We start from the raw sequence: 24898 nt of genomic DNA on the forward strand, positions 1-24898 counted from the left end.
ATTGATTATGACTTTTTTCTTTTGAACGTCATATTTGTTTCGTTGGGTCGTCCGGCGGCAAGGTCGCAATAACTCTGTCCGAAGGCGGCGTAGAAAGCGGCGCAATCGACCAGATGCTCGATCGGCACGGAGTCATTCACAGTATGCGCCACATTCTCAGGGGCAGGACCAAACCCGACGCAGGGAATGTCGTACATGCCGGCAATTGAGACAGCGTTCGTACTGAAGGTCCAGCGATGCACAACCGGCGGCTTGCCCAACACGTCGCGATGGGTTTTGATTGCCGCTTGCACCTGAGGGGAGTCTTCATCGAAGCACCAGGTGGGAAAGTATTTCTCCGTTTCATATTCCAGGCCCGTATAGCTGGGTCGAGCGTAGCTTAGCACTTCGACCTTCGCTTTCACTCCAGCGCGTTTGACCGCGTCTTTCACCTCGGCGACCGCCGACTGTTTGGTATCGCCGACTGTGAGTCGCCGGTCGAGATGGATGTAGGCTTGGCCAGGAACTGCACATAGGCTAGGGGTCTTGCAGTCGATATAGCTCACAGTGATCGTTGCCTTGCCAAGAAACTCGTCACGGGGAAGGCGTTCGTTGAGTGCCTCGATCTCACGGACCACCTTGGCAATTTTGTAGACCGCATTGTCTCCCTTCTCGGGCATCGAACCATGGCACGATTTGCCGTCGCAGGTGACGCCGATTTCCATGCGACCGCGCTGGCCGCGGAGGATGGTGCAATTGGTGGAGTCTGTGACCACCACCACATCGGGGCGAATCTTGTCTTCCTGGACGATGTACTGCCAACAGAGTCCGTCGCAGTCTTCTTCCATCACCGTGCAGGTCAGCAGCAAGTAGTACTCAGTAAGATCGACCTTGAGATCGCGCATGATCTTGGCGGCGTAGACCATCGCCGGGATGGCCCCCTCCTGGTCTCCGGCGCCGCGTCCCCAGACTTTTCCGTCGGCGACCTTGCCCTTGTAGGGATCGTGCTGCCATTCACCACGATTGCCCACACCGACGGTATCGACGTGGGCATCAATAGCGATGAGCTTTTTGCCAGGCCCTGGTTTTCCGACTTGGGCCAGCAGGTTGCCGAGCTTGTCGGTCCAAATCTTGTCGAAAGCCCCGGTGGCTTCCATCTCCTCGCGGATGCGGTCAATCACAGGTCCTTCTTCGGCCGACTCGCTGGGGATAGCAATCAGATCTCGCAAGAAGCGGACCATCTTTTTTTCGTACTTTTTCGCGGCAGCGTGGAATGGGTTGCTATTTTTCATAATCGGAGCAATCTACCAGAATGCAGCGGCATGTCCATGCGGAGCAAGCATATTCTGCTTGTATGGAGACCAGTTCTATGGCAAACTAGAGTCGGTGGAAGGATAGTCCGGCCGACGCCGGGCAAGAGTTGGCCACTGCGATCCCAGACTTGGTTGGCTGAAGGCGGAAGACTGCAAAGCGGGTTTCCAGATTTTCGAGCTGCCGTACACACTTTTAGGGAGGCCAACACTCGTGGCTACTGTCACCGAAAATTCTCAGACGCTCGTTTGCCAAATTAATGGTGCCGATGTCGAGGTCCAATTCCCTGCGGATGATGAGTTGACCCTGCTCGATGTGCTGCGAGACTACCTCGGGATCACGTCTCCCAAGAATGGGTGCCAGCCCCAGGCTCAGTGCGGTTGCTGTACGATTCTCATGGACGACAAGCCGGTGCTCTCATGTGCCATCAAGCCCGCCAAGGCCGCCGGTAAAACGATCACCACACTCGAAGGGCTCGACGAAGAGCATCGCCAGCAGATTGCCGATTCATTTGTGCGCTGTGGCGGTGTGCAGTGTGGCTTCTGCATTCCTGGCATGGCAATGCGGGGCGTCGGACTATGTGACAAGAACCCCGAGCCCTCGCGCGAAGAAATCGCCACCGCGCTCAAGCCGCACCTTTGCCGCTGCACTGGTTATGCGCAGATCGTTGATAGCATTGAGCAATATGCCAAGCTTCGCCGCGGGGAATCGCTCCCCGACCCTACGGCCGAAGAGTTGTCCGGCAAGGTGGGGACCAATCTCCCCCGATACACTGGGCACGACGCCGTGTTGGGAGATCGCAAATTTATTGACGACATGACCGTGCCGGACATGCTCTACGGTGCCGTTCGGCTGACCGATCACCCGCGAGCCAAGGTACTCTCGATCGATGCCAGCTGCGCGCTCGCGCTTCCAGGAGTACATCGCGTGGTGACGGCCGCCGATGTGCCGGGCGATCCCCTGGTAGGACTCATCGCGAAGGATTGGCCCGTGTTCGTGGGAATCGACGACGTGACCCGTTGCACGGGGGATGTGATCGCCGGCGTGGTGGCCGACAATCAACGCCTCGCACGCCGAGCAGCGGAGTTAATCGATATTCAGTATGAAGTTCTCGAGCCAGTAACCAGTCCTCGCGCCGCCTTAGAGCCGGACGCCCCGCGGGTGCATCCGCATTTGGAGTCGAATCTGCTCAGCAAATCTTCGCTCAAGCGTGGAGATGTCGAAGAACGATTCCGCGAATCGGCGTTTGTGATTGAAGACTCCTATATCACGCAGCGGATCGAGCATCTGTTTCTCGAACCCGAAGCCTGTCTCGTGATACCACTCGATGAGAACACCCCCCCGGACTGGTCGAATCAGAGGCCAGTCGAAAAAGGATTGTTCGTCTACACACAAGGCCAGGGAGTCTACGACGATCAACGCCAGATCGCATCTGTGTTGGGGATCGACCCCGAGCGAGTCCAGGTCGAACTGGTGAGCAACGGCGGGGCGTTTGGGGGCAAAGAAGATATGTCGATCCAGGCCCAGACCGCGCTGATGGCGTGGTTGGTAGGTCGCCCCGTGAAAATGACGCTCACACGGCCCGAGAGTTTTCGGATTCATCCCAAGCGGCATCCGATCGAGTTGGACTATAAGATCGGCTGCGACTCTGAGGGACACATCTTAGCCGTGAAGGCACGGATCATTGGCGACAAGGGAGCATACGCCTCAGTCGGTGCCAAGGTGCTCGAACGTGCCGGCGGACATTGCACGGGACCCTACCGAGTACCGGCAATCGACATGGAATCGCTGGCGGTCTACACGAACAATCCTCCCTGCGGCGCAATGCGGGGGTTTGGTGCTAATCAAGCGGCATTCGCCATCGAAGGCTTGCTTGATCGGCTGGCCGAGAAGGTTGGCATCGACGCCTACGACATGCGGGATCGTAACATCCTCGAGCCGGGCGAGGCTTTTGCCACAGGGCAAATTCTCGACAAGCCATTTGGACTGCGAAAAACACTCGAAGCGGTTCGCGAGATTTACAAGAGCGCCCCGTATGCGGGGATCGCTTGTGGGATCAAGAACGTAGGCATTGGGAACGGCATGCCAGACATTGGTCGTGCTGCACTTACTGTTGAAGATGAGGGAACGATCCATATTCGCACCGGCTTCACCGAAATGGGGCAGGGGCTCTTTACCCTTTGCATTCAATTTGCAGTCGAGGCAACGGGTTTGCCGCCAGAATATTTCACCGTATCGACCGACACGACTCTGAAACTCAACTGCGGCCAGACGACCGCAAGTCGCGCCACGGTACTTGCCGGCAATTCGATAGCCGCCGCAGGTGCGTCGCTGAAAAACGTCCTGGATAGTGGCAAGACACTCTCGCAGCTTGTCGGTCAGGTGTTTCAGGGTGAGTGGATTTGCGACTACACAAGCAAGCTTGGCTACGACGTCGACAAGCCAGGCGGCCCAAAGACGCATCTCACTTACGGATTCGCCACACAGGTGGCGATACTCGACGACGAGGGCCGGCTGACGAAGATGGTCGCTGCTCATGACGTAGGTCGGGTGCTAAATCCGGTGCAGCTCGATGGGCAAATGTACGGTTCGCTGCATATGGGAATCGGTTACGCACTTACCGAAGATTTTCAGAGCGAGGGGGGCGTCATTCAGGCCAAGAAGATGAACGATTGCGGCGTCTTGCGTAGCCACCAGATGCCTGAGATGGAGTTGATGTACGTTGAAGAGCCTGATCCCGAGTGCCCGTTCGGTGCCCGTGGGGTGGGAGAGATCGGCTTAGTCCCCACAGCCCCAGCGATCGCTGGGGCGTTGTACAAGTACGATGGCATCGTGCGGCGAAGTCTGCCAATGAGCGATTCCCCTGCAGCACTGGCCATTACTAAACCACAAGTTGCCCGCAATGGCCTACCGAAGTGAAGTGGCGCGCGATCAACCAGTAGGTGTGCTGCTCGCGGCGGGACGTGGTCGGCGCATGGGGGGCCGCAAGCAATTTCACCTTGTTCCGACCGCAGAGGGAGAAAAGCCCCTCGTGGCAGCGGCATTCGATTCCATTGCAAGCGAGTGTCAATCGATGATCGTCGTCGTGGGGCATCGTGCCAAGGAAGTGATCGCGGCCCTAGGGGATCGGGAGTTTTCCAGCGTGACCGCTGATGCGGACGCGGCAATGTTTGACTCCGTGAAAGTCGGTCTCCGCGCGGCTCAAGCCATCGACGCGGGGGTCGATGTGCTACTACAACTTGGGGATCATCCTCAAGTTTTGCCAGAAACATTGCAGCACATCCTGACCGCGGCCAGTGCGAATTCCACAAGAGCCGTCATGCCTGAGTATCAAGGGCAGGGGGGGCATCCCGTATTCTTACCCGTGTCACTTATTCAGAACCTGCTCGATGCTGATTGCCCCGACGGCTTGCGAGAGTTTTGGAACAATCACCCTGAAAGTTGTTTTCGCGTGGCCGTTGAGGATGCTGCAGTGGTGCGAGATATAGACGTGATTGAGTAGCTCTCGACGACAGCATGCCTCGTAGCGGCAGGGCAGTGCATTCGACGAATTCTCGCGTTTCTGTATCATGGGACAGTAATCCGATTCCAACAACTTTGACACCCTCGTATGTCTTCGGTATTATAAATGGTAGGTGTGGCGTACTCGGATTTATTGATTTGCTGACTTGTGGTTGCAAAAAAACAACGAGTTTCGCTCGATCTCACACATTAAATGTTGGTAATCGTTCTTATGCCGTAATGCGCGTCTGACAGTTTTATAGACGCACAGATTCTTTCTAGCTTTCTTTGGCTACCGGCATTTAAGCAAGCTCCTTTCGACGAGAATGAAGATACGCCTGCGTCGGTGCTCCATGAATCCGAAACTAAGAAATCCACCAAGGGAAACATCTGTATCACGAAATTGAAGAGGAACCTGAGTGCATAAGAAGTTGTTTACCATAGTAGTTGGGCTAATTGTTGGCCACACAGGGATCTTCTTCTGTGCAGCCCAGAATCAGACGCCAGACTTCTCGCCGGTGCAGGTGAATTCTCCGCTTCCTTATCAAGTGGCGTTGCGGGAGACCTCCTTTGGTTCAGCATCGTTGCCGACATTGCACTCCTATTCTGCCGCCGTCCATGACGGCAAGTGGGTTTTGATTGCCGGTCGTACGAATGGCCTGCATGATTTTACGAATTCTGGGTCGCTTAATTTTCCGGCACAGTTTCAGAACCACGACGTGTGGGTGATCGACCCGGCGACGCACCAATCGTGGAGTCGTTCGTTGGAGGATGGGTCGTCGGGACTAAGTGCGAACCAGATCGCTTCGCTCACTCCGACAAATCAGCAGTTCACACACATTGGAGATCGACTCTACATCACAGGCGGCTATGGCATTCCGGGTTCCGGGGCAGGGTTCACCACTTTCGATACGCTTTCGGCGATCAATCTAGATGGCATCGTTGATTGGGTGGTCAACGGCACGGGGCAGGCTGTGGACCATATCCGACAGATCAACGATCCGTTGTTTAAGATTACCGGTGGAGCGATGTATGAAATTGACGGGCGAACTCACCTGATTTTCGGTCAGGATTTCGTAGGGGGGTACACGCCCGGCAAGAACGGGGGCTACTCGAATCAGATTCGCTCGTTCGACATCATGGATGATGGCACAACACTTTCGATTGCCAATCCGTCCATGACCCCGCAAATCGATGCGTATCGTCGCCGCGACCTGAACGTGTTTCCCGTTTTGAAGCCTGGCAATAGCGGGACCTTAGAGGAAGGGATCACCGTGTTGGCAGGCGTCTTTACCCCTGACAATGGGGTGTGGACTGTGCCAGTAGAGATTGACTATACCGGTCAACCCACGATGGCAGATCCCACAGCGCCTGGGACCTTTAAGCAGGCAATGAATCAATACCACTCCGCCAAGGTGGGGCTCTACTCGGCCGCTGAAGGGACTATGCATGAATTACTGTTGGGAGGAATTTCGCTCATGACCTACGATTTCGGAACGGGAATGTTTGTGCAGGACAACAACATGCCCTTCACGAGCCAATCGACGGCGGTGGTGGTCGATAGCAACGGCAATTATTCGCAGCATCTTCTCGAAGCCTTTCCGGACTTATTCGACGGCGAGAACAACGCACTGAACTTTGGTGCGAACGCAGAGTTCTTTCTAGCACGGGGAATTGCCACCTTCGACAATGGCGTTATCGACCTCGACCAATTGCACGGCACAACCGTGATTGGCCACGTCTTCGGCGGTATCGTATCGAATGCTCCTCATGTACGAGGAGTCGCAGGCGCTATGTCAGCGGCATCGAATCGCGTGTTCGAAGTGGTGATTACCGTGGTGCCAGAACCAGCGACATGGGTGCTACTATGGAGTTGTGGCTTAGTGACGCTGTTTCGCCGCCAGAGGTAGCTGAGCGAGCCTATGAGCGAATGGCTGACCATGTATAAAGTTCGCCGCCTGCAGCTAGTTCAAAAGGATGCCACGCTTTTCGTTTTCGTGTTCGAGCCGCTGTATGATGAGAACTCCCGAAGTTACGGTTAAATACATGGACGGGAGTATGATGATCCCAAGTTCGCCGGAGTGTGCCTAAGAGGACCCGGCCTTGCAGCGGATTGCCTTCACAAATCGGCTTCCTCGAAGTGAACAAGCATAGTAAGATCATCCTATGGCTACTCAGATCGAATCCGTTGAAAGCATTCGTCTGATCATATTCATAGCCGTGTTTGCGGTGATGGCACTTTGGGAATTCCTTGCCCCGCGCCGCCCGTTGAGTTCCTCAAAGGCCCCTCGTTGGGGCAGCAATCTAGGGCTCGTAGTTCTCAATAATGTGATGTTGCGATTGATCGTCCCGCTTGGCATGGTCGGTGTTGCCTATGTGGCCCAAGCGAGCGGTTGGGGACTCTTTAATGCGGTTGAAGCACCCTACTGGCTGGAGGTTCTTTTTTCGGTCATCTTACTGGACTTGGTTATCTATTTACAGCATGTGACGTTTCACTTGGTGCCGCTCTTGTGGCGGTTTCATCTGGTTCATCATGCTGACCTAGATATCGATGTCACGACTGGCTTGCGGTTCCACACAATTGAGATCCTGATTTCATTAGGGATCAAAGCGGCTGCGATTGTGTTGCTGGGGGTTCCCCCCGTAGCAGTCGTTACGTTTGAGGTTCTCCTAAATTCGACCGCAATGTTCAATCACAGCAATATTCAACTGCCACTGGGCATCGACGCTGTCTTGCGCTGGCTAGTCGTTACTCCCGATATGCACCGCGTCCATCATTCCTGGCACAAGCGCGAGACGAACAGCAACTATGGGTTTAACCTCCCCTGGTGGGATCGGCTATTTCGCACCTATCGCGATCAACCGCAAGACGGTCATTTGGGGATGACGATAGGACTCAAGCAGATCCGCGATGAACAACGGGCCGAAAGACTCCACTGGATGCTGGCGCTGCCGTTTGTATCTAAGTCGACCAATGCTACGGAGCGTAAAGAGGATTAGAGGTTTGGGAGTGTAGTCGGTATTACAGGCCCGGCAGCTTCAGGATAGAAGAATTGTCTGATCGCGATGTTCACCGCCTGTTGGCCAGAACGATACATTCCGTGGGAGTAATCTAATGAGCACGCTGGGAAGAATCATTACCTTGGCATTCCTGATTGCGGCTGAAACAACTTCAACTTTTGCTGCCTCCCCGGTGACGCTTGGCAAAAATTTAACCGCCTCCGAGCGAATACCCATCGCAAGGATCGACCATGTACAATGGGATACCCTCGTAAAAAAATATGTCAATTCTAAAGGGATGGTTGACTACGAGCGGTGGCAAAAGAATTCGTCTGATATGCAAAAGCTGGATCGGTACCTCGATCATCTTTCCGAAGTAATTATCGCAGCGGATGCCAAGAAGGCTGATCAACTGGCATTTTGGATCAATGCCTATAATGCGGTCACAGTGAAAGGCATATTGCGCGAGTATCCCACGACGAGCATCCGCAATCACACTGCGAAGTTTTTCGGCTACAATATCTGGGACGACTTGCAACTTATTGTGGATGGTAAGTCCTATTCACTCAATCAGATGGAGCACGAGGTGTTGCGCAAGATGCAAGAGCCTCGAATTCATTTTGCAATTGTCTGTGCTTCGATTGGCTGCCCTCGGCTGTTGAATGAAGCCTATGTGCCGTCCAAGATCGACCAGCAATTGACCTCTAATGCCAAGGCATTCTTTGCCGATCCGACCAAATTCAATTACGATAAAACAATGAAAACGATCGCGGTGTCTCCGATTCTTGATTGGTTTAGCGAGGACTTTGGCCCCACGACGGCGGAGCAGATGCAGCGGATCGCTCCGTTCGTTCCCAAGGAGGCGCATGACCTAGCCGGCGGCGGCCAGGCACGGGTGAGTTATCTTGACTATGATTGGGACCTGAATGATCAAGCCAAAAAGTAGCATCTGCTATCTGTAGGAAAAAAATGCCCGTCAAGAGTCAGCAAAGCAGCGTTATAAAGCTCGTTCTCTTGATCGTGCTGGCTAGTGTGATGGGTATTGGGTACTTTCTGCTGCGAGATGTGTTGACCCTGGAGGCGTTGGCGGAACAAGAGGCACGTCTGCGGGAGTTTCAAAAGCGCAATCCCTCCCTCGCCTATTTAGTGGTTTTTGTCGCCTACGCCGCAATTACGGGAATTTCGCTCCCTGGGGCGACAGTATTGACGCTGGTGGTTGGGTGGTTTTTTGGCTTGATTCGCGGGGTGCTACTCGTGAGTTTCGCTTCGACCACGGGGGCCACAATTGCTTTTTTGCTGAGCCGCTATCTGTTTCGTGAAGTCGTACAGAATCACTTTGGCGAGCGATTGGCCAAGTTCAACGAGATGCTCGAGCGAGATGGACCTTATTATCTGTTTACGCTGCGCCTAATTCCGGCAGTTCCGTTCTTCGTTATCAACGTAGTCATGGGATTGACGCCGGTTAAGACGCTGACTTTCTGGTGGGTGAGTCAATTGGGGATGTTCGCAGGCACATGTGTCTATGTGTATGCTGGGTCCAGTGTGCCTTCGCTGCAAATCCTGGCCGAGGAAGGTATCGGAGCGGTTTTCTCAGGCACACAACTAGCGCGTCTGGGCACGGCGTTTGTACTATTAGGAATTTTTCCGCTAGCGGTTCGGTGGATCATGCGGTACTTCGGTAAGGAAACGCCTGCTGAGCCTGTCGAAACAAAATAGAAACGGGATCGCTTTTTCATGTCTTATTTATCCATCCTGCAACCTCATGGCCCATTCAACGAAGAATTGGAGGCCAATGTCCATCCTCGGCAGTGGCAGAATCCAACTCCGAAGAGCCGTTACAATCTGGTTGTTATAGGTGCGGGAACAGCGGGGCTGGTGACTGCCGCGGGGGCAGCAGGACTCGGTGCCAAGGTCGCGTTGGTGGAACGCGGCCTGATGGGGGGAGACTGTCTGAATGTCGGCTGTGTCCCCTCCAAGGCAATCATTGCCGCTGCCCGAGCCGCGGCATCGGTGCGAACTGCCGCTGAGTTCGGTGTCCAGGCTAGCACGGATGCCATCGATTTCACCGCAGTGATGGAGCGGATGCGACGACTCCGGGCGAAGATCAGTCCCAACGATTCGGCTCGGCGGTTTCAGGAACTGGGGGTCGACGTTTTTTTTGGGCAGGGACAGTTTGTGGATTCCAAAACACTGGATGTCGACGGCCAAAAACTCTCATTCAAGCGGGCTGTCATTGCCACCGGTGCCCGCGCAGCGGCACCACCCATACCAGGGCTAGATAGCGTCGACTATCTCACAAATGAGTCACTGTTCTCACTCACAGAACTTCCGCAACGCTTGGGAATCATCGGGGCCGGGCCAATTGGTTGTGAGATGGCTCAGGCCTTCGCTCGATTGGGTTCGCAGGTATTTCTAGTTGAGACCGAGCATGGCATTCTCCCCCGCGAAGACCGCGAAGCGGCAGAGATCGTCCAGCGGGCGCTTGCAAATGATAGCGTGATACTGCTGTGTTGTGGCAAGCAGCTCCAGATCAAATCAGAGAAAGGCAAGCCGCGACTCACTGTCGAGTCTCATGGTCAGGCGTATCACGAAGCGCTCGACCAATTGCTTGTAGCGGTGGGACGCGAGCCGAATGTGGAAGACCTCAATCTGGAGATCGTGGGTGTGGAGCATGATCAGAAGGGAGTGCAGGTCAACGATTTTCTCCAGACGACCAACCCGCGGATCTACGCAGCGGGCGACATTTGCTCGCCGTATCAATTCACACACACTGCTGACTTCATGGCCCGTATTGTCATTCAGAATGCGCTGTTTATGGGTCGGGCGAAGCAGTCGAAGCTGACAATCCCCTGGTGTACCTACACCTCTCCCGAGGTGGCCCATGTGGGCATGTACGAAAAAGATGCCAAGGAAAAGGGAATGGAGGTTGATACGTTCGTGCAACCCTTGCAGGATGTAGACCGCGCAATTCTTGAGGGAGAAGAGGCTGGGTTTGCCAAAGTGCATCTCAAACGAGGTACAGATCAAATCCTAGGTGCCACAATCGTCGCACAACACGCCGGGGAGCTGATTTCGGAAATCACCCTGGCTATAACCGCCGGAGTCGGACTTAAAAAAATTGGCAGCACGATCCACCCCTATCCCACGCAGGCCGAGGCGATCCGCAAATTGGGAGATCAATACAACAAGACCCGCTTGACTCCGCTGGTGAAGAAATTGATGGAAAAGTGGCTAACCTGGACGCGGTGAGCAGGGAAAGCTGGTTTTAATACCACACATTCTGGCTCTAGACTCTCCACTCGATCCTTAGTTACTTCGCCTTCAGCACTGCCAACTGATTCACTAGTCGCTCAGATGTGAGGACTTCCATAGCCACGTGCTGGGCGAGTTGCTTCGTGTAGTAGGAACTGCAAGAACCCGTGAGCACGATAGAGTTTTCTGCCACACTCACCTTGAGTTGGCCGATGCGACCGGGGAGGTGAACATTGAGTTGCTCCCTGACAAGTTGCGCCACTTCTTCTCCAACGAGACCCGTACGGAGCTGGCGATGGGGATTCTCCAAGGTTGCGACGCCCGACACAAAACTGGCTTCATATTCGCGCGCGGTGTGACCGTCTACAGCATCATTTGTAGGAACTTGAGAGAATAGTGTACCCATGATCAAACCTCCGTGTGGTTGGAGAGGAGCAGATACTCCACACAACATTTAATCTAGTCCCATCAACTCTCGGCGGTCAATGTCGAAAGCAATATCGACCAAATACCGCTATCATTTAGCTTGACTATAGGAGTTTCCCCGCTTTTTCTAGGTGTTGGATCACCTGTTCGGCGAGTTTTGCGGGGGTAAGGTGATTTGAGTCGAGTATCAGTTCGGCTTTTTTGGGGGCCTCGTAGGGGGAGCTAATTCCAGTAAAATCGCTGATCTCGCCAGCCCGGGCCTTTTTGTATAACCCTTTCGGGTCACGCGATTCGCAAGTCTCTAGCGAAGCATCGACAAAGACTTCGACAAAATCACCCTCTGGCAGACCAACTCGCACTGCATCGCGATCGGCACGAAACGGGCTCACGAAGGCCGTGAGGGTCACTAACCCAGCATCACTCATCAGCCCTGCTACCGCCCCCACCCGGCGAATGTTTTCTTCACGGTCTTGCTGCGAAAATCCGAGGCCAAAACGTTTCGCGAATTCCTCGCCAAAGCGGGCATTCAAGATTTCCGGCGTGGCGTTCAGGCCGTGTCGCACGTTGTCGCCATCGAGCAAGTAACTGCGGACCCCGCGCCGGTGGAGCATTTGATCCACCATATTGGCAATTGTGCTCTTGCCGCAACCGCTTAGGCCAGTGAACCAGACCACACACCCACGGTGGCCGTTTAACTTTTCGCGGTCAGCCCGTGCCACGGCATGTTCGTGCCACACGACGATTGGTTTTTCTTTATCGGTCATATCTTGCGGCCTACAAGTAAATCCTTAGTCAGCAATACCGGCGAGCTCACACAAGTTGGCATCCACAACGGGTTGGGGACAACTCCACACCAAAAAGAACAACGCTTCGCGGCACCAGCGGCCGACAGGGTGGCCTTGTACGTAGCCAGCACCCTTGGCGGTGACCAACGCAGCTTGGGTCGCCCGCAGCACGAGGCTGTTGGCTCGTTGACGCAGTATCTCGGTCGAGCAAGATGGTTCACCTCTGACCACGGAAAAAAGTATGTCATGAACATCTTCGTAGTCATGGCGCAAAGCATCGAGCGGTACACTAAGTTCAGCGCGCTTAACAGCTTCCGCTTCAATGAAATCGATCGCAGCCTTAGCTAGTCCCACGGCCAGGGTTGAAGTCTGATGCCCTCCCGTGCCTGCACCAGAACCCAAGGACATCACGTTCTCTACCGGCCCGGCCAGCAACCACCGCTCATCGACGAACGCTCGTTCGCAAACCACTTGTCCTGTGTGGCTTGCCGACAGACCGACCAACTGGGCAGGGTCCACCGCCGAGACGCCAGGCAAATCCATCGGCAGCGCGACGAGCAACTGCTCCTCGGTAGGGTTGCCATTTTCCATGAGCGTTGCCCCAGTGACGACATGCTGTGCATTATCCGCACCAGTCACCCAGGGACTGAATCCATCAAGCACAAACCCGCCATTGACGCGCTCGGCTCTCAACACCGGTGTGGCGAGATGGCGGCGGCTGGTAGTGAGATGCGAGATTCCTACCGTGGCAAAACTCTTCCCCGTGGAGAGCTCTGGCAGCAACAGTGTTTTGAGTTCTTCATTCTCACAGGTCGCAATCCTTCGGCAGGCCCCTGACCGCTGGGTAATGATAAATGTGGTGGTGAGACACGCCTGGCTGAGGGACAGATACCCCCTTACGATTGACTCTAAATCCCAAGCCTGCCCTCCCCACTCTGGCTCAATGAACCACTCGAAAACACCGTACTCGCCACACAACCGCAACTGCTCGGCCGGCCACTGGCCAGTGAGATCGGTTTCATCTGCGAGCTGATGAAGCTGTTCGCACAGCGACTTTAAAGCGGAGTCGTCGGGAGAGGTAATGATATTTGGCATGGGAGAATTGGATGGTGAATGTTCTTGAGCCCAACGGACCGCCGTAACTACCTGTCCAATTGTACTCCCGATCTACTCGTGTCGCCAACGCCCCTTGAACTGTTGTGTGTCTTTATTTAATGGCAGGATGCGGCATGTCCTTCCCATGATGAAGGAAATCTAGGAGGGTCTTCTCACATTGAACAGCATCTCCAGCTGCCACCAGTACTCCTAGTTTGATATATTCATTGAGTCGCCCGGATACAGTTCATTCAAATTTCGCAGTTCGCTGGTCTCTCTTTGTCGTTCTAACGGAAAGACGCCATCATGGCCCATTCCAACTTCTTACTCATCATTGGAGTGGTCGCCTTTTCTGTGCTCTCTTCGCAGGTTTGTTATGCCGAGACGGAGACAGGCAAGGCACATGCGATTGTTGGGATCGTAATGGAACTCCGATCAGGCACGCCGAATGTCCCCGTCTGTTTGTGCGACGCAGCAACGGGTATGCCACTCGCGAAGAAAAGCTATCAACCAATTGATTGGGCTCAAAACCAGTTGGAAGAGACTGCAAATGAACTGGCGATTGTCATTACTGACGACAAAGGCAGGTTTCAATTCGAAAACGTCCCTGAAGGAAAGTATCGCCTGATAGCCCAGAAATGGATTGGACCCTACAAGGGAGTCTTTGAGGTACACGGCACTGTTATTCAGTTGTTGGGCGTCGCGGGAGATATCGTCGTTCCCCGTCCTACTGATTATTACGAAGCGCTAGTAGCGTTGAGGCCGCCCGGCAAGGGCATCATTCAATTTGATCAAGATGTCGGTAACAACGAAACTTTCATGTTCCTCAGTACGGCACCACCGGAGTTCGATCCTATCCTGGGGCTCCAGGCAATGGGACCGTCATTTCTTAACCAGCTAATTGGCGTCAACAGGATGCCGCTTGGGAAGACGACCGTGGTTGGAGTGCCCGATCAACCGGTATATGCTTTCTTCTTTGCTCCCGACAATTCACCAGGGTTCGCATCCGTCAAGGTTCCTGCATCGAGAACAGGACTATCACGCGTGCCCCCAGAACCATTTGTTGCCGGGTGGTCGGATGGCCGCAAGACTCCGCCTCCTGAGTTGGCAGAACTCTCAGAATTCTTGGAGGCACATGCTCTTACTCCGCGCCAACTGCTCAGCATCCCCAAACTCAGTAACGCGACTTCTGAGGAGTATAGCACTCGACTGGAGGAACTATCGCAACAGCTATCGAGTAAGATTGAACTAGCTGAAGGCAAATCCGCTCGTGTGGGAGATATCCTCGCAGTCGAGTGGTATCGGCAGATGAAAGACTAATCATAGAAGGAGGTATTCTGATGAGCGAGAACGAGTCCGACGAATGCTGTCCTCGTTTCAATCCTGATCCGTGGGATGACAAAACGTTTACCTGGGAGAACAAGCGTTTCGTGAAAGACAGAGTCACTAGTTTTCTTCATGTCCCACTCAATTTCGGCTCGGTCATGAAACGCAACGTTAGCCAGATCGAGGCTGCGAACGCGCGCCCCGAGAACTTGGTAGTCTTGGCGGACGAGAATTCATTGTGGGGTGCAGATGTCTATATCGAGGTAACGAAAGATGTCCCAGGTGCAAAGATGGCTGCCATTTCGGGAACATTTCTATCCAAGGTGTTTGAAGGACCCTACCGGAACGTGCGAAACTGGATTGGAGAGATGAAAACCCTTGTCGAAGGCCAAGGGAAGAATTTGCAAAACTGTATTGCTACTACACAACCTGCCCAAAGTGCGCAAAAATGTATGGTAAGAATTACGTTGTCCTTCTGGCGCAAGTGCAAACTTGAGCCACGCAAGCACCACCCGGATTGCGTGGCAGTCCGGCTGAGGGATCGCTTTTTCGTCGCAAGCGGTTAAGGCATGTGCATATCGGAACTCAAGCCGCCCGCGGCGACCAGGTAGGCTTCCTTCACGTAGTCCATCACCATGCGGTGGGCACTGAAGCGGGCTGCCAGGGAAGCGATCGAGTTGGTCATTCTCCCGATCCATTGCTTTGGCAGTCCGTCTACGTCGCGGTCGTAAAACAATGGGATTACTTCATCCCGCAAGACTCGCATTAGATCGTCGGCATCGCGCTGATCGCCGACGGCAGTGTCGACGTGTTGCTTACCGATGCCGATCGCAAAACCGTTCTTGCCGTTGTAGGCTTCTGCCCACCAGCCGTCGAGTACCGAGCAATTGAGCCCGCCGTTGAGGACGACCTTTTGGCCGCTTGTGCCGGAGGCCTCTAGCGGTCGGCGAGGGTTGTTCAGCCAAACATCGACGCCTTGAGTGAGATGGCGTCCTACGTTGATGTCGTAATCCTCGACGAACACGATCTTACCTGCGAGCCGTGGGTCCTTGCGCAAGTTGGCAATGCTCTGGATAAGTTTCTTGCCCGGTTCGTCGGCGGGATGGGCCTTGCCGGCAAACACGAACTGGACTGGATGGTTCACGTCATCGATCATTTCGGCAAATTGATCGAGATTCTTCAGAAACAGATCGGCCCGCTTATAGGTAGCAAATCGCCTGGCGAAGCCTATCGTCAAAGCACTCGGATCGAGCACAGTGCGGGCGGCTTCCACGGCGGCCTCATCTTCATTACGACGACGACACTGCCGACTGACCCTCCGCCGCACAAACTCAAGTAAACGGCTTTTGAGTGCATTGTGAGTCTCCCACAATTCGCCCGGATCGATTTCGTAGACTTTTTGCCAGGTTTCCGAATCACCCACATTTCCCAGCCAATCGGGGCCGAGATAGCGGTCGTAGAGCAACTGCATCGGGTGCGCTAGCCAACTAGGCACATGGACACCATTGGTGATGTGGCCGATGGGAACCTCTTCTTCCACGCGCCACGGCCAGAGATTCGACCACATGCGTCGCGATACATAACCATGCAGCGAGCTTACTGCATTGGCTCGGCGCGAAAGCTTGAGGCCGATAACTGTCATGCAGAACGTCTCTTGTTCGTTTTGAGGTTCGACTCGCCCGAGCCCCATCAACTGGTCGTAGGAAATTCCAAGCTTCTGTCGCAGTGGTCCCAAATGCTCTTCGATGAGCTTGCCCTCAAACCGGTCGTGTCCAGCAGGGACAGGAGTGTGCGTGGTGAAGACAGTGTGCTGGGCTACGTCGCGCAAAGCGTCGTCGAAAGACATCCCATCTTCGCTCATGCGTTCACGAATCACTTCCAACGGGGCAAAGCCACTGTGTCCCTCATTGAGATGATAAACGCCGGGGTGGATGTCCAAGGCCCGCAAAGCTTTCACACCGCCAACACCGAGTACCAATTCCTGGCGAATCCGTGTGCGGACATCACCACCATAGAGCCGACTGGTCAGCTCGCGATCTTCGGGGCGATTTCCTTCGACATCGCAGTCTAGAAGATAGAGGGGCACCCGCCCAACTCGCATTAGCCACACCTTGGCCTTCAACTCGCCGTCCAGTGTTTCGATGGAGATGGTAATTGGCTTGCCGTTTTTGTCGTGGGCAGGCTCCATCGCCAGATTCTCGACTTTCGTATCGAGATATTCTTCGTTCTGAAAGCCATCTCGGTCGAGATGTTGCTTGAAATAGCCCTGATCGTAGAAAAGCCCGATGGCCACAAGGGGAACACCCAGGCCACTAGCACTTTTGATGTGATCCCCTGAAAGCACACCCAGGCCACCCGAATATATCGGCACAGATTCGTGAATGCCGAATTCGGCAGAAAAATAGGCAACGGGCATCGAGCCTAGCACCCCCCCTTCGCGGGCACCCCAAGTGCTGTGGGTGTTCATCATATAGTCGCGCAGTCGACGGTGGGCCTGATTGATTCGTGTAAAAAGCACCATCTCGGACGCCCGCTGAGCGACCTGGTCAGGGGTCATTTCCGCCAACAGTGCCACCGGATTGTGGTCCAATTGTCGCCAACGCACGGGATCTAGATCGCGAAACAAACTCACCACCTCAGGATGCCAGCTCCACCACAGATTTCTGGAAACCGCCACGAGCTTGTCGTACATGGCTTGGGGAGTGACTTCGGTCCAAATGTCACGGGCAGGTTTGGAGGTACTTCGAGGAATTTCTGTCTGGCTCATACTAACTCACCTGGCTGGTTGGTAACGGGGCGTCTTCGCCTACAACTCGCAGATTATAGCGAATTGCTGTCCCATGGGGATAAGAAAACTGCTCACTACATGAAGTTGAATTAGAACTGTCGGAAATTCACTCTCTGAGTCGGTCATGGCTAGACTTGCAGACCGAAGATAGAATGGAACAGAATGCAAACTTCATCGTATTTAGCCTAGTTTATCGAAAATTGATAGTTCGACCCGCCGAACTCAGAACAATCCTTTGGAGAAATTCCTGTTGACGACCCTTGCCCAAGCCTATGGCCCCGAACGTTTTGGCCTGTCATTCGAGCTTTTTCCACCTAAGACCGATGCTGGCATTGAGAATCTTTGGTTCCATGTCGACCGGTTGGTCCAGTTCCAGCCCAGCTATATCACCTGTACTTATGGAGCAGGGGGAGCCACCCAAGATCGCACCCTCGAAGTAGTTGCCCACGTTCGCAGCAAATTCGAATTGCCTGTGGCAACACACCTCACCTGTGTCGGAAACACGGCCGACCAATTGCGCGCATATCTCCACCGGGCGCTCGAATTAGAGGTCGACAACGTGGTGGCCCTACGCGGCGATCCGCCGCGTGGCGAAACGGCCTTCCAAAGTGTCGAGGGGGGATTTTCTTACGCCAGTGAGTTGGTCCAATTCATCCGAGACGAATTCAAGAACATGGGTATTGCCGTGGCGGGCTATCCGGAGACTCATCAAGAAGCTGTCAGTCCCGAGGCGGATCTTGCCAATCTCAAACGCAAGGTTGACGCCGGCGCAGACATCATTATCACCCAATTATTCTACGACAATGTGGACTTCTTTGCCTTTCGCGACAAGTGCCAGGCGGCCGGTATCAATGTCCCGCTCATACCAGGCTTGTTGCCTGTGACTAATGCGGCCCAGATTCAACGCATCTCTTCGCTCTGTGGTGCCAAGCTTCCGCCGGATTTTCTCGCGGCTCTTAGCAAGCATGAAGACGGATCAGCAGGGCAGTTCGAAGTGGGGGTCGAGTTCGCTACCCGTCAGACCGCCGAGTTGATCGCCGAAGGAGTGCCAGGGATCCACTTCTACGTGCTCAATAAATCCGAGGCTACCGAAAGAGTGCTCAGCGACGTCCAGCTCCCCAGGTAATTCGATGAGCGATCCGTCGCCACTCAATTCCAATTCCGACCTCGCCGGTCGCCCTCTTGGTGGGTATGCCGTGCTTCGCAAAATTGGTTCTGGGGGAATGGCCGACGTCTATCTTGCAGAGCAGCAATCTCTCGGCAGGCAAATCGCGCTCAAAGTGCTCCACTCGCGACTTGCTGAGAATCCAAGCTATGTGCAACGGTTTAACAACGAAGCACGCGCCGCGGCCGCGCTGGTGCATCCCAACATTGTGCAAATCTACGAAGTAGGCGAGTCGGCGGGCCAGCACTTCATCGCCCAGGAATTTGTCGCCGGAAAGAATCTCGATCAAATCCTCCAGCGGCAAGGTACCCTCGAGCCAGGGACCGTGCTGGATATTCTCCGGCAGGTGGTTTCGGCGCTGTGCCAAGCGGCCGAAGTGGGGATCGTACACCGCGACATCAAGCCCGCTAACATCCTGCTCAGTCCCACGGGTGTTGTCAAAGTTGCCGACTTTGGGCTGGCGCGGATGTTGAGCGTCGACAGCAAAACGCTCACGGAAGTCGGCGTCGCATTGGGCACACCGCTCTACATGAGTCCCGAGCAAATCGAAGGCCGGCCGGTCGATGCCCGCAGTGATATCTATTCCTTGGGTGTCACCTGCTACCACCTGCTTTCTGGTGTGCCACCCCACGCAGGAGAGACGGCCCTGGCGATCGCCATGCAACACCTTAACCGAGAGCCAACCCCGCTCGGTAATGTGCAAGCCGGTTTGCCCGAGGAGTTCGTCGCGGTAGTCCATCGCATGATCGCCAAGCAACCTGCAGATCGCTACGATGGTCCCAGTGATCTCATGCGAGATCTGAAGGTCTTGGCCACCTCGGCAGCCCAGGATGGTTGGGCTGCGGGCTCGGAGGAGTGGTCACTCTTGGAATGGATCTCCGCCGACGGTTCTCGCACAGCAGCTAACGCCCAGTTGGGCCAGCTAATGCGCGAGCAAACCAAGTTGGAATCGGTTGGCTGGAATTGGCAACGAGTCGCGGGTCTTGTTGCGATTGCCCTGTTGGCCGGTGGGGCAATCGCTTTCGCAGTCCGGCCCCGTTTCGTCCTCGAAGGAACCAGCGCGACGACGATCCCCAAACGCGATTCCCCCGCCGCTCAGTTGTTCCATGCCAAAATGACCGAGAGCGAAGCCGCATGGCGGGCAGTGTGGGAAAACTTTCCCGATGCCGACGCCTACTACAAACAACTCGCCGAGCAGGGACTCGTGCGCCATTTCTTGTTCGACTCTCCGCAATATGACCAGGCACTCTCCTTAGCTACCAAACTCGCAGAGGAAGGACAGACGGATGATCCGCTTCGCGCCTTCGCCCTAGCTGCCCGGTTCGTAAGCCTGGAACAACTCGGCCGCCAGCGCGAAGCACGCGAGATCTACTCGCAGATCACCCCTTCGATGAAGGACCAACTCAATCGGTTCGAGAATCAACTTTATGTGTCAATGCAAGGCTCGCTGAGTAGGTTGGGCGAATAAAGTCCGTTCACTAGAGTAGTAGCCCTCGGTGAACCACTTCAACATTGGCCCTGTCTATCTTTCAATTAATGGCGATAATGGCCAGCTAGGAACTGGACGTAGAGACAATTTCTGGGGATGGCGCAACATTCCTAGGATGGCAAAAGGGGCAGACTGACATGGCGAAGCATCAACACATGGAGGTGGAAGATGACCTGCGGACGCGTGAGCGGATTATTTTGCTTATCTTGGCTGCAGTGCAGTTTACCACCATTGTCGACTTTATGATCGTCATGCCTCTGGCGCCGCAGTTGATGAGGACCCTGGCAATCAGTCCCGCCCAGTTTGGGATGATCGTTTCATCGTACACGTTTGCCGCTGGAGCGGCAGGATTGGTTGCCTCAAGTATCGTCGACCGATTTGCTCGGCGAGCGACATTCATGACACTCAATGCAGGGTTTCTGCTTGGCACCTTGGCCTGCGCGATCGCACCCAATTATCACGCTTTGATTGCTGCGCGGGTATTTACCGGTGCCTTCGGCGGAATCTTGGGCGGGATGACGCTGGCGATCATTGGTGACGTTTTTCCCGAAGAGCGCCGCGGCCGAGCCACGGGATCGCTGATGACGGGCTTTGCGCTCGCATCGGTGCTTGGCGTGCCGTTCGGTCTCTATTTGGGAACCAATTACGGTTGGCACGTGCCGTTTGTTGTGCTCGCAGTCTTTGGCATACCGGCACTAATGCTCACTCCGTTCGCTCTACCGCCGCTGGACACACACGTCGGTAAGGACCACGGCCATCCACTGAGGTCCTTGAGCGAGACGTTTACTCACACAAATCACTTGAAAGCGTTCGCGCTGATCGTGACGCTGATGATCGGCAGCTTCACAGTGTTTCCTTTTTTGAGTGCTTATCTGGTCTCGAATGTGGGGATGACCGAACAGCAACTGCCACTCGTCTACATCGCCGGGGGTGTGCTCACGCTTATCGCGTCGCCGATCATTGGCCGATTGGCTGACCGATACGGGAAGTTGAATGTGTATCGCCTCGTGGCTCCAGGTTCGGCCGTGATGATGTTGTTGATCACGCATCTGCCCCCCGTGCCTACAGCGCTGGCGATTGCGGTATTCGGCGGATTGATGTTGTGCAACGTTGGCCGCATGATCCCCGCCATGGCGATGGTCACCAGCAGCGTGGAGCCGCGCCGCCGTGGAGCATTCTTGAGCGCGAACTCTTCGGTGCAACACATGGCCAGCGGCTTGGGTGCGTATCTGGGGGGAGCCATTGTTGCTGCGGGCCCGGATGGAAAAATACTACATTTTGGCACGGTTGGCTGGATCGCGGCGATTTCGACCCTCTTAAGCTTGTGGCTTGCTGGACGGATTCGCATCGTAGACGCCGGCGTCCCATCGTCTCTAGCAACCCAGGCTGTCTCGGCGGAAGAGATCAGCCTAGTCGCCGCGGCGGAGGCGACTGTCGACGTCGGCCAGCCAATGTTGGGATGTGAAGTGGAAGGGTGACCCAAAAGGTCAGCGGGAGAAAACTCCCGACCCTTCCCTCACAGGCCCAAGTAAGTACTGTCAAACTTCTTCAACACGATTCATCTCAGCAGCTGCGGTCGACAAGCTTCCCGCCGCTTATGTACCAGCCTTCACCGATTGATTCACAACGCTCGATGAGTACGTGCAGCGGCTTGGGCTGTTCGGCAAGCGTTATCGAGACCTCTTTTAACGGTAACTCCATGCTGTGCAACAGACCTATTCCTGAAATGCTGACTTCCCGTGTGAATGCCGAAAAGCTGTGATTGTCAATCTGAACGGAGATTGGACGAAAGAATGGAAACCGCTTCTCTGATCGGCGATTGTTGTCAGAGTCCTTCAACGCGATTTGTAGTAATTCACTTAGGATCTGATCGGACTTCGAACTCTTGGTCGTATTCGATGCCATCGGTTTTCTCCTTGTGTTTCTGCGTCACCAAAGGGGCAGCGCTTACCTCAAGCGTAGCTCCCAATGAGGGTAAAATACCCCCTCTCCTGGGGTAGCCGAAAAACATTGAGCCTGAAAAATAAAGCCCAATAATCCTAATAACTCCTCCAAGGAAACAAGACCATGCTAATAGGTCTGGGTGGGCTTTGAGGTGCAGACCTTCTGGTGCGAGGCTGGTACACCAATCACGTCCATCTGCCAAGTCGCCCGTCAAACTGAGCATGAATGGCCTGCAAACTTGAATCAGAAAGAAGAAAAGAAGGTTGGCAGGAACCCTTTCTTGTGAACTTGGCAACATCCAGCGTGTTTGGAGGTGGAGCGCTCCTCCGTTGGATAGCGAATTGATGAATCTACTGTGCCTCACGCTTGCTGAACAAAGGTCACTTGCGTTAATCAGAAGCCAGTTATGAATCATGAGCAGCTTGGCAGTTCCAACAGATATCAAAGTTAGATTCGTTACTTTCTCCGCACTCATCGCACTCCCATACCAACGCAGTTGCCTCTTTAGATTCCCGAAGTTCACCTTTAAATTTCGCAATAATATCGCGAGCTACTTCTGAGTACTCAGTGCGAACCCAAACCTCGGGTGCGATGGCAACAGCAGGCAGGTCTCCGACCGCGTTTTGGAGGTGATCCCCCAAGATAAGTGAGTCGATCCCTGCATTTTCCAAAACAGTTTTGATCGAGAGGGCTTCTTGAATAGTGGCGGCTGAATAAACTTCGCAGAGTCTGGAATCTGCTATCGAGCCCTTTGGTATATGGCCACGGTACTTAGCCCTGGAGACAAGATTCGACAGCTCACCTCTAAAGATGTTCCTGGAGTATTTGACGCCTAAATCGTCGCAATAGCTTTTTGCGAGTCGGTCTCAGGGAAATACTTCCACCACGGAGCCATTCCTTTAGCAAAGCTCCACTCCAAACCCAAATCAAAGAAAAACAGAGCGAAAACACGTGAAGCTATTCCCCGACCCGTGAGGGCCAATGAATAACAACCCTAAGCCAAGAGCGGCGAGAGGTAATGCAAATATTAACGAGATAATGCCGAGTGCAAACTAAATGAGATGCATAGTGATTCCAGACAGAAAATGATCGACTAATCAACTCTACATATTTTGCCTCTATCTTGCGATCCCGTGTATCTTTCCTAGCGTCGGCGTGCCAAAAACCTCGGAACTTAGCCGGAGTTGCGGTTTCTAGCGGCGGTCGATAAAGCCGCCGCTGTACTTAGCGGAAGCCTGTTTTAGTCAGCAGATGTGCTCGCCGCCACTGGTTACGATTGGTTAGCAAGTGGTCATTATTATGCCAGTAGTTGTGACCACAGAGTGACCGCTGGCAGGTATCGCTAGCTCAACAAAAAGAGAGTTTCGCTAAACTTGGCCGCTAGCTTTATGAGCAGGTTATGGATGAAGTCTGTATCGCTGACGCTTTGCAAACAATAACACGCACGTACCAAAGCCAAGCAACAGTGAATTCGGCTCCGGCACACCGATACTACTCGCAAGAAACGCGTAATTCTGGGTTACATCGAAACTGCCGAGGAGAGAGCGGCCATCAACTAGAGTCTCGGGACCAATCTCAAAAATCAGAGGGGTCCAACCAGGACCAATTCGTTCGTATTCAATGGTGGCGAAGAGTACCCCTGGGACACTTATGAGCATTCCTGGGGCTAAATACGAGACAGCAAACAGTCGAACCGAGTTGTCGTCGAAGGCTTCACTTGTACTAGTCCACCGGCCAGCTGTGTTAAGTAACTCGGCAGATGTGAATCTCACCACTCCAGGCGTGCCGAGATGAATCCCCAGATCGACCCCACCATTCTGAAAACTATCATAAGTACCATTAAGTTCCATACGAATCTCAATGGTGCCGCTCTCTCCTAATGCAGCGGGACCAACATCCCCACTAAAGAAGACCGAGCCTGCCTCACTACCGGACGGTTCCGGAGCTGGAGTAAGCGGAGAAGGCTTTCTGTTGGACAAAGCAGCAATGAACTGAGCTCTGTCCGAAGATGAGACTGTTCCCGACTGATTGAAATCGGCGGCTGGATGATAGCGGGGTTCATTACCCGCCTGCGTCAATAAATGGGGACTAATATCAAGAAGTGTGATCGTATCGGAATCGTTAAAATCTCCTAGGGTTACAACATCTGAAAACGTGTTGTCAGGAGAGATTGCCGCAAAGGGGGCAGATGCACTCGACAAAAAACTACCTGACGAGGAGAAGCTATCCGGATCGAGACCAAAAGCAGGCCGGGGACCACTGGGCCAGGTTCCCGAAGCGATGAGCTGATCTTGAAATGGGCGGAATGAGGGAAAAACACCGACCCCTGTCACTACCGGCCCACCAAGGTCTTGTTGATAGTTGATCTCCACCGTGCCGTTGGACAGTGTTTGAATGTAAGGACCGCCGGTGGTAGGTTGGCCAATGCCGGATCTAAAAGTAATCGTATTGATATCGACGTTATTAAGCAAAGCACGGGTGGCCGCAACACCAAAATCCCCTTCAGCCCCGCTGCTGGTTTCTAGTTTACGGGCAAAGAGTTGCCACGTACCCCCGCTGGTCGCATCGTTGGAGATGTTGTTGAGCAAGTCCAAGGTCAATTGAAGGTCGTCTGCAAATGACGGAGAGATGCAAATAAAAGCCAAGAGTATCGCGGAAGCACGCAACCACATAAGGCACACTTTCGATATGTTCGCACAGCAAGAGTTAATGGTGACACTTGCCACCTGAACTGATTGTACCAGTACTGATTCACGAAGGCAAAAGCACTGTTTTTCGACCGGGGCCACTTGCGGCGGAGTGCCAAACCTCGGAACTTGGCGGGAGCTGCCGTTGGT

Annotated in this window: 20 protein-coding genes; 12 read left to right on the forward strand and 8 right to left on the reverse strand. The window is 54.2% G+C overall.

All coding sequences use genetic code 11. The features are described from left to right. Positions 1-5: 5 nt before the first annotated feature. Positions 6-1271: a YgeY family selenium metabolism-linked hydrolase gene (locus Pla144_RS19675; RefSeq protein ID WP_146452425.1), complete on the reverse strand. Its 1266-nt coding sequence runs from the start codon at positions 1269-1271 to the stop codon at positions 6-8. Between the two features lie 232 nt (positions 1272-1503). Between Pla144_RS19675 and xdh the strand changes: the two genes are divergently transcribed. From xdh to Pla144_RS19710, 7 genes are all read left to right on the forward strand, one after another. Then, entirely contained in the window at positions 1504-4209 is a 2706-nt protein-coding gene (xdh, locus tag Pla144_RS19680; RefSeq protein ID WP_197530842.1) for a selenium-dependent xanthine dehydrogenase, read from the forward strand. Next, on the forward strand, positions 4193-4792 hold the full coding sequence (locus Pla144_RS19685) for a nucleotidyltransferase family protein (protein WP_146452426.1): 600 nt from the start codon (positions 4193-4195) through the stop codon (positions 4790-4792). The genes xdh and Pla144_RS19685 overlap by 17 nt, the downstream gene beginning before the upstream one ends. Before the next feature lie 418 nt (positions 4793-5210). Next, a complete protein-coding gene (locus Pla144_RS19690) occupies positions 5211-6701 on the forward strand; it encodes a hypothetical protein (RefSeq protein WP_146452427.1) in 1491 nt (496 codons plus the stop codon). A 256-nt stretch (positions 6702-6957) separates the two neighbouring features. Then, entirely contained in the window at positions 6958-7791 is an 834-nt protein-coding gene (locus Pla144_RS19695) for a sterol desaturase family protein (RefSeq protein ID WP_146452428.1), read from the forward strand. Between the two features lie 115 nt (positions 7792-7906). Further along, entirely contained in the window at positions 7907-8737 is an 831-nt protein-coding gene (locus Pla144_RS19700) for a DUF547 domain-containing protein (RefSeq protein ID WP_146452429.1), read from the forward strand. 23 nt (positions 8738-8760) lie between these two features. Continuing rightward, entirely contained in the window at positions 8761-9507 is a 747-nt protein-coding gene (locus Pla144_RS19705; RefSeq protein ID WP_146452430.1) for a TVP38/TMEM64 family protein, read from the forward strand. A gap of 18 nt (positions 9508-9525) precedes the next feature. After that, a complete protein-coding gene (locus Pla144_RS19710) occupies positions 9526-11040 on the forward strand; it encodes a mercuric reductase (RefSeq protein ID WP_146452431.1) in 1515 nt (504 codons plus the stop codon). 61 nt (positions 11041-11101) lie between these two features. Here Pla144_RS19710 and Pla144_RS19715 read toward each other — a convergent pair whose 3' ends face one another. The 3 genes from Pla144_RS19715 to Pla144_RS19725 form a co-directional block, all read right to left on the reverse strand. Next, positions 11102-11449: a hypothetical protein gene (locus Pla144_RS19715; protein ID WP_146452432.1), complete on the reverse strand. Its 348-nt coding sequence runs from the start codon at positions 11447-11449 to the stop codon at positions 11102-11104. 124 nt (positions 11450-11573) lie between these two features. Next, entirely contained in the window at positions 11574-12233 is a 660-nt protein-coding gene (gene cysC / locus Pla144_RS19720) for an adenylyl-sulfate kinase (RefSeq protein ID WP_146452433.1), read from the reverse strand. 24 nt (positions 12234-12257) lie between these two features. After that, positions 12258-13349, reverse strand: a complete 1092-nt coding sequence (locus tag Pla144_RS19725) for an acyl-CoA dehydrogenase family protein (RefSeq protein ID WP_146452434.1) — start codon at positions 13347-13349, stop codon at positions 12258-12260. 306 nt (positions 13350-13655) lie between these two features. On the opposite strand from Pla144_RS19725, the gene Pla144_RS19730 reads away from it, so the two are divergent. Next, a complete protein-coding gene (locus Pla144_RS19730; protein WP_146452435.1) occupies positions 13656-14669 on the forward strand; it encodes a prealbumin-like fold domain-containing protein in 1014 nt (337 codons plus the stop codon). Between the two features lie 20 nt (positions 14670-14689). Then, positions 14690-15241 (forward strand): hydrolase, encoded by a 552-nt coding sequence (locus Pla144_RS19735; RefSeq protein WP_146452436.1) that lies wholly within the window; start codon positions 14690-14692, stop codon positions 15239-15241. Here the strand turns inward: Pla144_RS19735 and glgP are convergent. Then, a complete protein-coding gene (glgP, locus tag Pla144_RS19740; protein WP_146452437.1) occupies positions 15238-17442 on the reverse strand; it encodes an alpha-glucan family phosphorylase in 2205 nt (734 codons plus the stop codon). The genes Pla144_RS19735 and glgP overlap by 4 nt on opposite strands. 271 nt (positions 17443-17713) lie before the next feature. On the opposite strand from glgP, the gene metF reads away from it, so the two are divergent. The 3 genes from metF to Pla144_RS19755 all read left to right on the forward strand — a co-directional run bounded on the left by metF (position 17714) and on the right by Pla144_RS19755 (position 21595). Continuing rightward, positions 17714-18589, forward strand: coding sequence for a methylenetetrahydrofolate reductase [NAD(P)H] (gene metF, locus Pla144_RS19745; protein WP_231936455.1), 876 nt, complete (start codon positions 17714-17716; stop codon positions 18587-18589). Positions 18590-18593: 4 nt separating this feature from the next. Continuing rightward, a complete protein-coding gene (locus Pla144_RS19750; protein ID WP_146452438.1) occupies positions 18594-20096 on the forward strand; it encodes a serine/threonine-protein kinase in 1503 nt (500 codons plus the stop codon). A gap of 158 nt (positions 20097-20254) precedes the next feature. After that, positions 20255-21595, forward strand: coding sequence for an MFS transporter (locus Pla144_RS19755; protein ID WP_146452439.1), 1341 nt, complete (start codon positions 20255-20257; stop codon positions 21593-21595). A gap of 85 nt (positions 21596-21680) precedes the next feature. Here the strand turns inward: Pla144_RS19755 and Pla144_RS19760 are convergent, their stop codons facing one another. The 3 genes from Pla144_RS19760 to Pla144_RS19770 all read right to left on the reverse strand — a co-directional run bounded on the left by Pla144_RS19760 (position 21681) and on the right by Pla144_RS19770 (position 24733). Beyond that, complete coding sequence (locus Pla144_RS19760; RefSeq protein WP_146452440.1) at positions 21681-22022, reverse strand: PilZ domain-containing protein; 342 nt, start codon at positions 22020-22022, stop codon at positions 21681-21683. Positions 22023-22465: 443 nt separating this feature from the next. Further along, complete coding sequence (locus Pla144_RS25615; protein ID WP_146452593.1) at positions 22466-22873, reverse strand: putative signal transducing protein; 408 nt, start codon at positions 22871-22873, stop codon at positions 22466-22468. A gap of 585 nt (positions 22874-23458) precedes the next feature. Then, positions 23459-24733 (reverse strand): hypothetical protein, encoded by a 1275-nt coding sequence (locus Pla144_RS19770; RefSeq protein ID WP_146452441.1) that lies wholly within the window; start codon positions 24731-24733, stop codon positions 23459-23461. Positions 24734-24898 lie beyond the last annotated feature (165 nt).

Origin of the sequence: Bythopirellula polymerisocia, from assembly GCF_007860015.1 — a bacterium.
Classification (GTDB): domain Bacteria; phylum Planctomycetota; class Planctomycetia; order Pirellulales; family Lacipirellulaceae; genus Bythopirellula; species Bythopirellula polymerisocia.